At 75.1% G+C, this 13,903-nt stretch carries 18 protein-coding genes; 11 read left to right on the forward strand and 7 right to left on the reverse strand.

Annotated elements, in window-relative coordinates:
• Positions 1-294: a Dabb family protein gene (locus JKP75_RS12165; protein ID WP_200490977.1), complete on the reverse strand. Its 294-nt coding sequence runs from the start codon at positions 292-294 to the stop codon at positions 1-3.
• Positions 295-389: 95 nt separating this feature from the next.
• Between JKP75_RS12165 and JKP75_RS12170 the strand changes: the two genes are divergently transcribed.
• The 5 genes from JKP75_RS12170 to JKP75_RS12190 are packed head-to-tail and all read left to right on the forward strand — an operon-like array spanning position 390 to position 5,269.
• On the forward strand, positions 390-1,643 hold the full coding sequence (locus tag JKP75_RS12170; protein WP_200490976.1) for a glycosyltransferase family 4 protein: 1,254 nt from the start codon (positions 390-392) through the stop codon (positions 1,641-1,643).
• Positions 1,637-2,446, forward strand: coding sequence for a class I SAM-dependent methyltransferase (locus JKP75_RS12175; protein ID WP_242473308.1), 810 nt, complete (start codon positions 1,637-1,639; stop codon positions 2,444-2,446). Before JKP75_RS12170 ends, JKP75_RS12175 begins: the two co-directional genes overlap by 7 nt.
• Entirely contained in the window at positions 2,401-3,501 is a 1,101-nt protein-coding gene (locus JKP75_RS12180; RefSeq protein WP_242471276.1) for a prenyltransferase, read from the forward strand. The genes JKP75_RS12175 and JKP75_RS12180 overlap by 46 nt, the downstream gene beginning before the upstream one ends.
• Positions 3,498-4,373, forward strand: coding sequence for a glycosyltransferase (locus JKP75_RS23990; RefSeq protein WP_200490974.1), 876 nt, complete (start codon positions 3,498-3,500; stop codon positions 4,371-4,373). Before JKP75_RS12180 ends, JKP75_RS23990 begins: the two co-directional genes overlap by 4 nt.
• Positions 4,370-5,269, forward strand: coding sequence for a glycosyltransferase (locus JKP75_RS12190; protein ID WP_200490973.1), 900 nt, complete (start codon positions 4,370-4,372; stop codon positions 5,267-5,269). The genes JKP75_RS23990 and JKP75_RS12190 overlap by 4 nt, the downstream gene beginning before the upstream one ends.
• Here the strand turns inward: JKP75_RS12190 and JKP75_RS12195 are convergent.
• The 6 genes from JKP75_RS12195 to JKP75_RS12220 form a co-directional block, all read right to left on the reverse strand.
• Entirely contained in the window at positions 5,257-6,411 is a 1,155-nt protein-coding gene (locus JKP75_RS12195) for an RNA polymerase sigma factor (RefSeq protein ID WP_200490972.1), read from the reverse strand. The genes JKP75_RS12190 and JKP75_RS12195 overlap by 13 nt on opposite strands.
• Positions 6,408-6,815: a YciI family protein gene (locus JKP75_RS12200; RefSeq protein ID WP_200490971.1), complete on the reverse strand. Its 408-nt coding sequence runs from the start codon at positions 6,813-6,815 to the stop codon at positions 6,408-6,410. Before JKP75_RS12200 ends, JKP75_RS12195 begins: the two co-directional genes overlap by 4 nt.
• Before the next feature lie 159 nt (positions 6,816-6,974).
• A complete protein-coding gene (locus JKP75_RS12205) occupies positions 6,975-7,301 on the reverse strand; it encodes a TraR/DksA C4-type zinc finger protein (RefSeq protein ID WP_200490970.1) in 327 nt (108 codons plus the stop codon).
• Positions 7,298-7,918: a class I SAM-dependent methyltransferase gene (locus JKP75_RS12210; protein WP_309229789.1), complete on the reverse strand. Its 621-nt coding sequence runs from the start codon at positions 7,916-7,918 to the stop codon at positions 7,298-7,300. Before JKP75_RS12210 ends, JKP75_RS12205 begins: the two co-directional genes overlap by 4 nt.
• A gap of 14 nt (positions 7,919-7,932) precedes the next feature.
• A complete protein-coding gene (locus tag JKP75_RS12215) occupies positions 7,933-9,198 on the reverse strand; it encodes a YibE/F family protein (protein WP_200493119.1) in 1,266 nt (421 codons plus the stop codon).
• Positions 9,199-9,207: 9 nt separating this feature from the next.
• Positions 9,208-9,600, reverse strand: a complete 393-nt coding sequence (locus JKP75_RS12220) for an STAS domain-containing protein (RefSeq protein WP_200490969.1) — start codon at positions 9,598-9,600, stop codon at positions 9,208-9,210.
• Between the two features lie 178 nt (positions 9,601-9,778).
• On the opposite strand from JKP75_RS12220, the gene JKP75_RS12225 reads away from it, so the two are divergent.
• From JKP75_RS12225 to JKP75_RS12250, 6 genes are all read left to right on the forward strand, one after another.
• A complete protein-coding gene (locus tag JKP75_RS12225; RefSeq protein ID WP_200490968.1) occupies positions 9,779-10,279 on the forward strand; it encodes an Hsp20/alpha crystallin family protein in 501 nt (166 codons plus the stop codon).
• An 88-nt stretch (positions 10,280-10,367) separates the two neighbouring features.
• The gene (locus JKP75_RS12230) at positions 10,368-10,703 is read left to right on the forward strand and encodes a MerR family transcriptional regulator (RefSeq protein ID WP_200490967.1); all 336 of its coding nucleotides are present in this window, start codon (positions 10,368-10,370) and stop codon (positions 10,701-10,703) included.
• Positions 10,704-10,820: 117 nt separating this feature from the next.
• Complete coding sequence (locus JKP75_RS12235) at positions 10,821-11,090, forward strand: metal-sensitive transcriptional regulator (RefSeq protein ID WP_200491403.1); 270 nt, start codon at positions 10,821-10,823, stop codon at positions 11,088-11,090.
• A gap of 74 nt (positions 11,091-11,164) precedes the next feature.
• Complete coding sequence (locus JKP75_RS12240) at positions 11,165-11,371, forward strand: heavy-metal-associated domain-containing protein (RefSeq protein ID WP_200490966.1); 207 nt, start codon at positions 11,165-11,167, stop codon at positions 11,369-11,371.
• A gap of 27 nt (positions 11,372-11,398) precedes the next feature.
• Positions 11,399-11,593: a hypothetical protein gene (locus JKP75_RS12245; protein WP_200490965.1), complete on the forward strand. Its 195-nt coding sequence runs from the start codon at positions 11,399-11,401 to the stop codon at positions 11,591-11,593.
• Positions 11,590-13,887: a cation-translocating P-type ATPase gene (locus JKP75_RS12250; protein WP_200490964.1), complete on the forward strand. Its 2,298-nt coding sequence runs from the start codon at positions 11,590-11,592 to the stop codon at positions 13,885-13,887. Before JKP75_RS12245 ends, JKP75_RS12250 begins: the two co-directional genes overlap by 4 nt.
• The last annotated feature ends 16 nt before the right edge of the window (positions 13,888-13,903 follow it).

Below are 13,903 nucleotides of genomic sequence, written 5' to 3' on the forward strand. Positions count from 1 at the left end.
TCAGGCCACGTACTGGACCGCGACCCGCGAGCGCAGGATCGGCCGCACGAACTCGGCGATGACCGACAGGTGCACCGGGTCCTGGGCGTAGCGGTAGAACGCCTCGGCGTCCGGGAAGTCGGCGATCAGCACCGCGGAGGCGTTGCCGTCGGAGAGCCCGGCGTCCTCCGCGACGACCAGGTAGCTCATCCCGCCGACCTCGTGCCGCAGACCGCGCAGGGCCTCGATCGTGGCGGCCACCTGTTCCGGGGAGGCCGTCGGTGACCACGTGAAGGTGACGACGTGACGGATCATGGGGACCACGATCGCAGGTGCGCCGCCCACCCGGACGGGGGTCCGGGCGCGGCTGGTGGCGGGACACGCCGGGTGGCCTCGTTAGAGTCCGGTGCATGGGACGGTCGTTGCGCGTTGCACTGCTGTCCTACCGGAGCAAGCCGCACGGGGGCGGCCAGGGCGTCTACGTCCGCGCGCTCTCCCGCGAGCTGGCCGAGCTGGGCCACCGCGTCGAGGTCTTCAGCGGCCAGCCCTACCCGGTGCTGGACCCCGGCGTCCCGCTGACGAAGCTGCCCAGCCTCGACCTCTACCGCGAGCCCGACCCCTTCCGGATGCCGCGGCCCTCGGAGTTCCGCGACTGGGTCGACGTCGCCGAGTGGGCCACCATGTGCGCCGCCGGCTTCCCCGAGCCGCTCACCTTCACCCTGCGCGCCGCCCGGCACCTGCTCCCGCGGGCCGACGAGTTCGACGTCGTCCACGACAACCAGTCGCTGGGCTACGGCCTGCTGCAGCTGACGAAGGCCGGGATGCCCACGGTCGCGACGGTGCACCACCCGATCGCCATCGACCGCGAGCTGGAGCTGGCCGCCGCCCCGTCGCTGCGCAAGAAGCTGACGCTGCGCCGCTGGTACGCCTTCACCCGCATGCAGGCCAAGGTCGTGCAGCGCCTGGACGCCGTGACCACGGTGTCGGAGACCTCCCGGGTCGACATCGAGAAGCACATGGGGCTGCCGTCGTCCCGGATCGACCTGATCCCCAACGGCATCGACCCGGACACGTTCCGGCCGCCGCCCGAGGGCCGGCCCCGCGACAGCGACTCGATCCTGGTCGTCACCAGCGCCGACGTGCCGCTCAAGGGGCTGGTGCACCTGCTCGAGGCGCTGGCCAAGCTGCGCACCGAGCGGCCGGTGACGCTCACCGTCGTCGGCAGCGCCCGGCCCGGCGGGCCGGCCGAGACCACCCGCGACCGGCTGGGCCTGCGCGACGCCGTCCGGTTCACCGGCTCGGTGCCCGAGGAGGAGCTCATCGGGCTCATGCAGCGGGCCACCGTGGTGGCCATCCCCTCGCTCTACGAGGGCTTCTCGCTGCCCGCGATCGAGGCGATGGCCTGCGGCGCCCCGCTGGTCACCACCGACGCCGGCGCGCTGCCGGAGGTCGTCGGCACCAAGGCCGGGCTGCGGGTGAAGGCCGGCGACGTCGGCGAGCTCACCGCCGCGCTGAAGCTGGTGCTCGACTCGCCGTCCCTCGGCGAGCAGCTGGGCCGCGCCGGCCGGCGCCGGGTCCTCGACAACTACACCTGGCGGGCCACCGCCGAGCGCACCGCCGACTGGTACGCGCAGACCCTGGAACGGAAGGGACGTCCTTGCTGACCGTCGACTACGACCTGCTCGACCTGCGGCCGGGGATGCGCGTCCTCGACCTCGGCTGCGGCGAGGGCCGGCACGCGTTCGAGGCCTACCGGCGCGGTGCCGACGTCGTCGCCGTCGACTGGGGCGTCTCCGAGGTGGAGACCACCAAGCGCTGGCTGGGCGCCATCGGCGAGGCCGGCGAGGCGGGGCTGCGGCCCGACGGCACGCCCGCCCGCTTCGAGGTGGTCCGCGGCGACCTGCTGCACCTGCCCTTCCCCGACGCGAGCGTCGACCGGGTCATGGCCTCGGAGGTGTTCGAGCACATCCCGGACGACGTCACGGCGATGGCCGAGATCTTCCGGGTGCTCAAGCCCGGCGGCCGGATGGTCATCACCGTGCCGCGCTACGGCCCCGAGCGGATCTGCTGGGCGCTGTCGGACGAGTACCACGCCAACGAGGGCGGGCACATCCGCATCTACCGCCGCGGCCAGCTGCGCGAGCGGCTCGCCTCGGTCGGGCTGGTCCCCGGCGCCAGCCACCACGCGCACGCCCTGCACGCGCCGTTCTGGTGGCTCAAGTGCGCCGTCGGGGTGGAGAAGGACAACGCCGCCGTCCGCGGGTACCACAAGCTCCTGGTCTGGGACCTCATGCACCGGCCGCTGGCTGACCCGCACCGCCGAGAAGGTGCTGGACCCGGTGATCGGCAAGAGCCTCGCGATCTACGCCGACAAGCCGGCGACGGCGCGCGGCTCCGCCCCCGCCGACGCGGAGCCGGCCGTTGCCGTCGGCTGAGCGGCTGCTGCCCGAGCTGCCGGGAGTGCTGACCGGCGACCAGGTGCGGACGACGGTCGCCTGGATCGCCGGTGAGCAGCTCGCCGACGGCGCGCTGCCGTGGTTCCGCGGCGGCCAGCTCGACCCGTGGGACTCCGTCGAGGCCGCCATGGCCCTCGACCTGGGCGGCGAGCACGAGCGCGCCGCCGCGGCCTACCGCTGGCTGGCCGCCGCCCAGCGGCCCGACGGCTCCTGGGCGTCCGAGTACCGCGACGGCGCGGAGGTGTCCGCCGACGTGGAGAGCAACCACGCCGGCTACCTCGCCGTCGGCCTGTGGCACCGCTGGCTGATCACCGCCGACGAGCAGCTCGTCGACGAGCTCTGGCCGGTGGTGCGGCGCGGACTGGACCTGGTCGTGGCCATGCAGCTCGACGGCGGCGCGATCGGCTGGGCGCTGCGCCCCGACCGCACCCCCGACCCGCTGGCGCTGCTCACCGGCAACGCCAGCCTGTTCCAGGCGCTGCGCTGCGGGATCGCGCTGGCCGGCCTCGTCGGCGAGCCGCAGCCGGACTGGGAGCTGGCGGTCACCGACCTCGGCACCGCGCTGCGCACCCGCCCCGAGGCCTTCGCCGACCGGTCCCGGTACTCGATGGACTGGTACTACCCGATCCTCGGCGGCGCGGTGACCGGCGAGCAGGCCCGCGACCGGCTGGCGGCGGGCTGGGACACCTTCGTCGTCCCCGGGCTCGGGGCGCGCTGCGTCTCCGACCGCCCCTGGGTGACCGGCGCCGAGACCTGCGAGCTGGCACTGGCGCTGGTGGTCGCCGGGCAGCGGGACGCCGCCCTCGAGCAGGTCGCGGCCATGCAGCACCTGCGCGACGACGACGGGTCCTACTGGACGGGCTACGTCTTCGCCGACGACGCCCGCTGGCCGATCGAGCGCACCACGTGGACCGCGGCGGCCGTGCTGCTGGCCGCCGACGCGCTGTCCGGGGCCACCCCTGCCTCGGGCCTGTTCGCCGACCCGGCCGCGCTCCCGGGCGCCGGCACCGTCGACGCGCGCACCGCCGATTGGCTCCGGGGAGGTGCGGGCACGGTCACCCCGTGACCGAGCCCAGCGCCCCCTCGACCGCGGCCGACGTCACCGCGGCCGACGTCACCGTGGTCGTCGCCAGCCGGAACCGGCGCGCCGACCTGCTGGTCACCCTGCCCCGGCACGAGGCGCCGGTGGTCCTCGTGGACAACGGCTCGAGCGACGGCACGGTGGCTGCGGTGCGCGCCGCCCACCCCGGGGTCACCGTGCTGCCGCTGGAGCGCAACGTGGGCGCCCGGGCCCGCACGCTGGGCGCCGCCCGGGCCCGCACCCCGTTCGTCGCGTTCGCCGACGACGACTCCTGGTGGGCGCCCGGCGACCTCGCCCGCGCGGTGGCGGTCATGCGCGCGCACTCGCGGCTCGCCGTCCTCAACGCCCGGATCCTGGTCGGGCCCGAGGAGCGGCTGGACCCGGTGTGCGCCGCGATGGCCGGCAGCCCGCTCCCCCGCGGGAACCTGCCGGGGCCGGCGCTGCTCGGCTTCGTCGCGTGCGCCGCCCTGGTGCGCACCGAGGCGTTCGAGGCGGTCGGCGGCTTCGACCCCGTCGTCCGCTTCCCCGGGGAGGAGGAACGGCTGGCCCTCGACTTCGCGACCGCCGGGTGGTCGATGGCCTACGTCGACGCAGTGACCGTGCACCACCACCCGTCGGCGCGGCGGGACGCCCCCCACCGCCGGCAGGCCGGCATCTGGCGCAGCCGGCTGCTCACCGCGGCCATGCGGCTGCCCGCCGCGGACGTCGGGGCGGTGCTCCGCGACGCGGTCCGCGCCGGCCGCCCGGGGCTCACCGGCCTGGCCCGCGCCCTGCCGGACGTGCCGGCCGCCCTGCGCCGGCGGCAGCCCGTGCCGCCCCGGGTGCGCGCCGACCTGCGGCTGCTGGGGTCGGCGTGACGGCCGACCCGCGGGTGGGCGTCGTCGTCATCACCCACCAGCGCCGGGACGAGCTGCTCCTCGCGCTGGAGCGGCTGCTCGCCCTGCCGGAGCGGCCGCACGTCGTGGTCGTCGACAACGGCTCGACCGACGGCACGGCCGCGGCGGTCCGAGGCGGCTTCCCCGCGGTCGAGCTGATCGCCAGCCCGGAGAACCTGGGCGCGGTGGGCCGCAACCTCGGCGTCGCCCGGCTGAGCACCCCCTACGTCGCCTTCTCCGACGACGACACGTGGTGGGAGCCCGGATCCCTGCGCACCGCGGCGGACACCCTGGACGCCCACCCGCGGCTCGCCGTCGTCACGGCCCGGATCCTGGTCGAGCCCGGCGGCCACGAGGACCCGATCGTGCCCGAGCTGCGCGACTCCCCCGTCCGCGGCGCCGACTGGCTGCCCGGCCCCGCGCTGGGCTCGTTCCTGGCCGGCGCTTCCGTCCTGCGCCGCGCCGCGTTCGACGAGGTGGGCGGGTTCTCCGCGCGGTTGTGGCTGGGCGGTGAGAAGGAGCTGATGGCCGGCGACCTCGCCGCCCGCGGGTGGGAGCTGTGCTACCTGCCCGGGCTCACCGTGCACCACGAGGCCAGCCGCGCCCGCGATCCGCACCGGCGCCGCCGCGACGGCATCCGCAACACGCTCTGGACGACGTGGCTGCGCCGTCCGGTGCGTCCGGCGCTGCGCCGCACGCTGCACCTGCTGCGCACCGTGCCGCGCGACCGGACCACCGCGCTGGCCCTGGTCGACGCCGCCCGCGGGCTGCCCTGGGTGCTGCGCGAGCGACGGGTGCTCCCCCCGCACGCCGAGGCCCGGTTCGCCGCGCTCGAGCAGGCGCAGCGCCGCTCCACCGCCCGCCGCTACGTGAGCTGAGCGTTCAGCCGGGCGGCCTGGCGGACGAGGTGGTCGCGCTCGGCCCGGTTCGTCGCCGCGCGCGCCGCGTCGGCGTAGAGCCGGGCCGCGGTGGCCGGATCGCCGTCCCGCTCGTGCAGGTGGGCGGCGACCGCCGCGTAGCGCGGCAGCCCGGGGTCCAGGTCGGCCAGCGCCGCCAGGCCCGCCCGGGGCCCGTCGGCCTCGCCCACCGCGACCGCCCGGTTGAGCCGGGCGACCGGGTTGCCGGTCAGCGCGACCAGCTCGTCGTACCACCCGACGACCTGCACCCAGTCGGTCTCCGCCGCGGTGCGGGCGTCGGCGTGCAGCGCGGCGATCGCGGCCTGCGCCTGGTACTCCCCCAGCCGGTCCCGCGACAGCGCCGTCTGCAGCAGCTGCACGCCCTCGGTGATCGCCGCGGTGTCCCAGCGGCTGCGGTCCTGCTGCGCGAGCGGCACCAGGCTCCCGTCGGGCGCCGTCCGGGCCGGCCGCCGGGCCGCGTGCAGCAGCATCAGCGCGAGCAGCCCGGCCACCTCCGGGTGGTCGGTCACCGTCAGGAGCTGCCGGGTCAGCCGGATCGCCTCGGCGACCAGGTCGACGTCCCCGGAGTACCCCTCGTTGAACACCAGGTAGAGCACCCGCAGCACGGTCCCGACGTCGCCGGGCCGGTCCAGCCGCGCCCCCGCGATCGTGCGCTTGGCGCGGCTGATCCGCTGCGCCATCGTCGCCTCGGGCACCAGGTAGGCCTCCGCGATCTGCCGCGTGGTCAGGCCGCCGACGGCGCGCAGCGTCAGCGCCACCGCCGAGGACGGCGACAGCGCCGGGTGGGCGCACAGGAAGTACAGGTGCAGGGTGTCGTCGACCTCGGGCACCGGGCCGGGCGCGGGCTCCTCCTCGACCCGCTCCTCGCGTCGTCGACGCGCTGCCTCGGACCGCGTCGCGTCGAGGAACCGGCGCCACGCCACCGCGACCAGCCAGCCCTTCGGGTCCCGCGGCGGTTCGGCCGGCCAGGTCCGGAGCGCCTCGACGAGCGCCTCCTGGACGGCGTCCTCGGCCGCCGCGAAGTCGGCTCCGCGGCGGACGAGGACGCCCAGGACGCCCGGGACGAGGCCGCGCAGCACGGCCTCGTCGACGGGCGCGGTCACTCCGAGACGAGGGACGGCTCGCCGTAGAGCGGCCGGACCTCGAGCCACTCGTGGATCGGCTTCCCGTCCTTGCCCGGCGCCGCCGACAGCTCACCCGCCAGCTCGATCGCCCGCTCGGGGCCGTCCACGTCGATGACCATGAAGCCGGCGATCAGGTCCTTGGTCTCGGCGAACGGGCCGTCGGTGACCGGCGGCCGCCCCTCCCCGTCGTACCGGACCCACAGGCCGTCGGGCGCGAGCGCCTGCTCGCCGACGAACTCGCCGTTCTCCCGCAGTCGGTCGGCGAACTCGTCCATGTACCGGATGTGCGCGGTGATCTCCTCCGGACTCCACCGGTCCATCGGCTCGAAGCCGGGCGCGGTCGGACCACCGCGGTAGTGCTTGAGCAGCAGGTACTTGGCCATCGTCTTCTCCTCGGGACGTGCGGCCCATTCTGGCCGCGTGCACCCCGGGGACGGAGCCGATCGCGCGTCCTCGACATCCGCTGCGTTTTCTTCCACGAGATCTGCACACTCGGGGTGTTCAGGGCAGCGATTGCCCCGAGTGTGCAGATCTCGCGGGGATCAGCGGGCGCAGTCGATGCAGGTGCGGGCCGCGGGCCGCGCGGCGAGGCGCTCCGCCGCGATCGGCCGGCCGCAGCTCTCGCAGCGGCCGTAGGTGCCGGCCTCCACCGCGGTGACCGCGGCGTCGACGTCGGCCAGCCGGCGCCGCGCCTGGTCCAGCAGGGCGGCCACCTGCTGCCGCTCGAAGGCGATGGTGGCGCCCTCGGGATCGTGCTCGTCGTCGGCGTTGGACGCCTTGGAGGCGGCCACCACCTCGTCGAACTCGCGGGTCAGCGCCTCGATCTGGGCCAGCGCGGCGGCCCGCTCGGCCGAGAGCGGATCGGTCATCGGTCCCGGCGGAGCAGCCGCATCGACCCGACACCGGGGAGCTCGGTGAACTCCCCGGACTCCAGCACCCGCGTGTAGACGCCGTAGGGCGCCTGCCCGCCGTCGGCCGGGTCGGGGAAGACGTCGTGGATGGCCAGCGTGCCGCCGACGGCGAGCTTGGCGACCCAGGCGTCCTGGTCCCGGCGCGCGGACTCCTCGGTGTGGCTGCCGTCGAGGAACAGCAGCGCCAGCGGCGTGCTCCACAGCGGCGCGAGCACCTCCGAGCGGGTCACGATCGCGACCACGACGTCCTCGGCGCCGGCGGTGGCGATGGTGTTCCGAAACCGGGGCAGGGTGTCGATCAGCCCGACGGCGGGGTCGACCAGCGACGGGTCGTGGTACTCCCAGCCGGGCTGGTGCTCCTCGGAGCCGCGGTGGTGGTCGACGGTGATCACGGTGCGCCCGGTCTCGCGGGCGGCCGCGGCCAGGTACAGCGCCGAGCGCCCCATCCAGCTGCCCACCTCGAGCAGCGGACCGGGGACGGCGAGGCTGCGGGCGGCCTCGTAGAGGGCACGGCCCTCGTCGTCGGGCATGAAGCCGGGAGCGGCGGAGGCGGCGGCGAGCAGGTCGGAGGTCACGCCGACAGCCTGACTCATCGGGCGAAGCGGCTGCGCAGGGCGGTCACCCGGCGCTCGGTCGCGGTGCCCGCGGAGGTGTCGGCGGCCTTGGCGAAGAAGGCGCCGACCGCCGTCGTCACGGGGACGGCGAGCACGAGCGCGATCGCGCCGACCAGCGTGCGGATGACCTCCTCCGACAGCGCCGAGGAGGTGAGCACGACCTCCCACGGCTGCGAGTACAGCTCGAACAGCAGCAGCAGCGGGAGCGCGGCGCCCGCGTAGGCGAAGACGATCGTGTAGACGGTCGACGCGATGTGGTCGCGCCCCACCGCCATCCCGCGGCTGTAGAGCTCCCGCCAGGTCATCGACGGGTCGACCTCGTGCAGCTGCCAGACCGCGGAGGCCTGGGTGATCGTGACGTCGTTGAGCACGCCGAGGCCGGCCACGACGATGCCGGCCATCACCAGGCCGGAGAAGTCCAGCGTCGGGTCGTAGCCCTGCAGCGTCACCGTCTCCTCGCTGGTGAGCCCGGTCAGCCGGGCCGCGGCGACGGAGAGGGCACCCATGACCGCGACCAGGGCCAGCCCGAACAGCGTGCCGACCAGCGCCGTCGTCGTCCGCGCGGTGAACCCGTGCGCCAGGTAGAGGACGACGAACATGATCGCCGCGGAGCCGACCAGCGTGACCAGGCCCGGCGGAGAGTCACCGAGCAGCCCGGGCAGCACGAACTCCAGCAGCACGAAGAACGCGAACGCCAGCCCGACCAGCGAGGCCAGGCCGCGCCACCGGGCGACCAGCCCGACGACGAGGGCGAAGGCGACGGCCAGGGTGACGATCGGGGTGTCGCGGGCGAAGTCGCTGAAGTTGTAGAGGGCTCCGCCGTCGGCGCCGGCGTCCCGGCTGAGCACGAGCACGTCGCCCTCGGCCACCCCGTTGGCGACCACGACCTCGTCCAGCCCGATCTGCACGTAGTCGCCCTCACCCGGGCCGTCGAGGACCTCGACGACCGCGGTGGCGCACAGCGCGGTGGCCTCGACCCCGCACTCCTCGGTCTGCACCGAGACCACCCGGCCGTCGGGGTAGGTGGTGCCCGGCGGCAGCGCCTGCGCGGCCGCCTGGGACGCCCGCGTGGGGCCGCCGTCGGGCCACAGCACGAGCAGGCCGATCACCGTGGCGAGGCCGACGGGCACCAGCAGCAGGAGCATCAGCCACACCGCGCGCCGTCGGCGCCCCAGCGCCTCCGGGCTCGGCGGCGGGGCGTCCGGGTCGGGTCCGTGGCTGTGCGGGTGGCTGGGAGGCACCCGGTCAGGCTAGGAGCCGCCCTGCGCGACGTCCTCGGCGCCGTTCTCGTCCAGGACCGGGAACCGGTGCCACAGGCCGCTGAGCTGCAGCGGACGGGTGACGGCGGTCGACGGCGTCACCAGCGCGACCTCGACGCCGCGGGGTGCGGCCATGCGCTGCAGCTGCACGAGGACGGCCATGCCGGCGGAGTTCATGAAGGGGACGCCGCCCAGCTGCAGCTCCACCCGGCGCACCGGCCGGCCCGACAGCAGCGCCTCGGTCAGCTCGCGCACCAGCGGGCGCCGCGCCGCGTCGGTCAGTTCGCCGTCCAGGGTCAGCGTCACGACGTCCCCCGCCGTCGCCGCGCGCACCTCCGGCTCGGCCCCGCCCCCACGTCCGCCCTGCTCCGTGGTCTCTCCCATGGCGCCGCATGTTCCCCGGCGGGTACGCCTCCACGCACGGGTTCCGGAACCGCGCGCCCGGGAACAATCTTGCGCGCTGGACGTTTACTAGAGCGCACGAGCGAGGTAATCTCCAGTCGCCACTAGAGGTTCTTCCTCGGGCAGCGAGCAGACCAGCACTTCCTGTGGAGGTATCACCATGATGCTGACCGCCTACGACCCGTTCGCCGCCACGTCCGCCGCCTTCCGCGCACTGGACCAGCTGGCCGGTCGCTCCGGCTCGATGACCGCCCGCCCCCTGTCGGGCATGCCGATGGACGCCTACAAGGTCGGCGACAACTTCGTCGCCCACTTCGACCTGCCCGGCGTCGACCCCGGCTCGATCGACCTCTCGGTCGAGGGCACCACGCTCACGATCAGCGCCGAGCGCTCGGTCCCGCACCTGGAGAACGCCGAGTGGGTGGCCGCCGAGCGGCCGTACGGCAGCTACACGCGGCAGCTCGTCCTCGGCCGCAGCCTGGACACCGACCGGCTCGAGGCCAGCTACCACGACGGCGTGCTCACGGTGAGCATCCCGATCGCCGAGAAGGCCCGGGCCCGCAAGATCACCGTCACCCGTGCCGACACGCCCCAGGCCGTCGAGGGGCGCACCATCGAGGGCGACGCGTCACCCGCGGACCAGAAGGCCGTCACCAGCTGACGACGGCGACCGGAGGGGCCGGACCCGGCGGGTCCGGCCCCTCTCCCGTTTCCCGCCCCGCGCAGACCCCGACCCGAGGAGGACGGCGATGACCGACGCCGGCAACCGGCTGCGCCGCCTGGACGACCCCGACTTCCCGGCGCTCACGATGAGCCAGGCCGCGGAGCTGCTCGGCGTCCAGGCCGCGTTCCTGCGCAGCCTGGACCTCGCGGGCACCCTCCAGCCGCACCGCTCGGCCGGCGGGCACCGCCGCTACTCGCGCGCCCAGCTCGCGGTGGCGGCGCGACTCCGGAGCCTGCTCGACGACGGGCACTCGCTCGCCTCGGCCGGGACGATCCTGGACCTGCAGGACCGGCTCGCCGCCGCGCTGACCGCTCTGGACGAGCTGCGGAACTCCTTGCACAGGAACCCTAGGGGGGTATAGTTCCATTCGGGCGACATCCGAGCCGCCCGGTCAGGAGGGGTCCCGGTGACCACCGTCGAGCAGCCGTCCGGGACGGCGTCCGCCGAGTGCACGCACGCGAGCCACCAGCACGGCTACATCCACCGCAAGGACGAGTACCTCAAGCGGCTGCGGCGGATCGAGGGCCAGGCCCGCGGCCTCCAGCGCATGGTCGAGGACGAGAAGTACTGCATCGACATCCTCACCCAGGTCTCGGCCATGACCAAGGCACTCCAGGCCGTCTCCCTCGGCCTGCTCGAGGAGCACCTCAGCCACTGCGTGGTCGCCGCCGCGCGGACCGGCGGCCGCGAGGCCGACGAGAAGGTCCGCGAGGCCACCGAGGCGATCGCGCGCCTCGTCCGTTCCTGACCCGTCCGGTCACCCTCTCCAGGCACCTCTCCAGGCACCCCCGCCAGGCACCCCCGATCCGGAAGGACACCCCCGTGACCACCACCAGCTACACCGTCGTCGGCATGACCTGCGGCCACTGCGTCAGCGCCGTCACCGAGGAGGTCTCGGCCGTCCCGGGCGTCGGCTCCGTCGACGTCGACCTCGAGTCCGGTGGCCTGACCGTGACCAGCGACGCGCCGGTCGACGAGGCCGCCGTCCGCGCCGCCGTGGAGGAGGCCGGCTACTCCGTGGCCGGCTGACCAGGCCACCCGGGGAGCCGCACCGCCATGGACACCCGCCTGAAGCTCGCCGCGTTCGGCGTCGGGCTGCTCGCCGTCTTCGGGGCGGCGGTCGGCGTCGGCTCGGCCGTCGGCCCGATCGGCCCGGTGGGGCCGGCACCCGCGGAGGTCTCCCCCACCGAGCACGCACCGGCGCCGTCGGACGGCGCGCCCGTCCCGTCGCACGAGGAGCACACCCCATGACGCAGACCTCCCCCGCGGACGTCGAGCTGCTCATCGGCGGGATGACCTGCGCCTCCTGCGCCGCCCGCGTCGAGAAGAAGCTCAACAAGCTCGACGGCGTCACCGCCACGGTCAACTACGCCACCGAGAAGGCGCGGGTCACCGTGACCGGCGACGTCACCACCGAGGACCTGATCGCCACCGTCGAGAAGACCGGCTACACCGCGGCGCTGCCCGAGCCGCCCGCGACCCGGGAGGCCGACCCGGCCGCCGACGACCCGGCCCGGGCGCTGCGCACCCGGCTGATCGTGAGCGCGCTGCTCAGCGTGCCGGTGGTCGTGCTGGCGATGGTGCCGGCCTGGCAGTTCGAGTACTGGCAGTGGCTCTCGCTCACCCTCGCCGCGCCCGTCGTCGTGTGGGGCGGCCTGCCGTTCCACCGGGCCGCCTGGACCAACCTGCGGCACGGCGCCGCGACGATGGACACCCTCGTCTCGCTCGGCACGCTGGCCGCCTTCGGCTGGTCGGTCTACGCGCTGTTCTGGGGCACCGCCGGCGTGCCGGGCATGGTGCACCCCTTCGAGCTGACCATCGAGCGCTCCGACGGCAGCGGCAACATCTACCTCGAGGCCGCCGCCGGGGTGACCACGTTCCTGCTGGCGGGGCGCTGGTTCGAGGCGCGGTCCAAGCGGCAGGCGGGCGCTGCGCTGCGGGCACTGCTCGAGCTCGGCGCCAAGGAGGTCTCGGTGCTGCGCGGCGGCACCGAGCGCCGGGTGCCGGTCGACCAGCTCGCGGTGGGCGACCTCTTCGTCGTCCGCCCCGGCGAGAAGCTCGCCGCCGACGGCGAGGTCACCGAGGGTTCCTCGGCGGTCGACGCCTCGATGCTCACCGGCGAGTCCGTGCCGGTGGAGGTCGGTACGGGCGACGCCGTCGTCGGCGGCACCGTGAACGCCGGCGGTCGGCTGGTCGTGCGCGCGACGCGGGTCGGCTCGGCCACCCAGCTGGCGCAGATGGCCCGGCTGGTCGAGGACGCGCAGAACGGCAAGGCGGAGGTGCAGCGGCTGGCCGACCGGATCTCCGGGGTGTTCGTGCCGGTTGTGCTGGCGCTGACCGTCGCCACGCTCGGCTTCTGGATCGGCACCGGCGCGGGTCTGCCGGCCGCGTTCACCGCCGCCGTCGCGGTGCTGATCATCGCCTGCCCCTGCGCCCTGGGGCTGGCCACGCCGACCGCGCTCATGGTGGGCACCGGCCGCGGCGCACAGCTCGGGATCCTCATCAAGGGCCCCGAGGTGCTGGAGAGCACCCGCCGGGTGGACACCGTCGTCCTGGACAAGACCGGCACGGTGACCACCGGCCGGATGACCCTGGTGGACGTCGTCCCGGCCGCGGGCGAGGACGCCGACCGGCTGCTGCGCCTGGCCGGCGCCCTCGAGGCGGCCTCGGAGCACCCGATCGCGCGGGCGGTGGCGGCTGCCGCCGCCGAGCGCGGCGACCTGCCCGCCGTCGACGGGTTCACCAACGTCGAGGGCCTGGGCGTGCACGGCGTCGTGGACGGCGCGGCGGTCGTCGTCGGCCGGCCGCGGCTGCTCACCGAGTGGTCCGCGGGGCTGACCCCGGAGCTGCAGCGCGCGGTGGACGACGCCGAGACCGCCGGGAGCACCGCGGTGGCCGTCGCCTGGGACGGCGCCCCGCGCGGCGTCCTCGTCGTCGCCGACGCGGTCAAGCCCACCTCCGCCACCGCGGTCGCGCAGCTGCGCACCCTGGGGCTGACGCCGATCCTGCTCACCGGCGACAACGCCCGCGCCGCCCGCACCGTGGCCGCGCAGGTCGGCATCGACGAGGTGGTCGCCGAGGTGCTGCCGCAGGAGAAGGTCGACGTCGTGCGGCGGCTGCAGGCCGAGGGCCGGGTCGTGGCGATGGTCGGCGACGGCGTCAACGACGCGGCCGCCCTCGCCCAGGCCGACCTGGGGCTGGCCATGGGCACCGGCACCGACGTGGCGATCGAGGCCAGCGACCTGACCCTGGTCCGTGGCGACCTGCGCGCCGCCACCGACGCCATCCGGCTGGCCCGCCGCACGCTGGGCACGATCAAGGGCAACCTGTTCTGGGCGTTCGGCTACAACGTCGCCGCGCTGCCGCTGGCGATGGCCGGCCTGCTCAACCCGATGATCGCCGGCGCAGCCATGGCCTTCAGCTCGGTGTTCGTCGTCTCCAACTCGCTGCGGCTGCGCGGGTTCGCACCGCTGCCCGAGAACCGGGACGCGGTGGGGGCGGTGCCCACCGCTCCGCCCGCGGCCATGTCCTCGTCCGCGCGCTAGTGCTCTGAGTCCCCCA

Source organism: Blastococcus sp. TML/M2B (assembly GCF_016612865.1).
GTDB lineage: Bacteria > Actinomycetota > Actinomycetes > Mycobacteriales > Geodermatophilaceae > Blastococcus.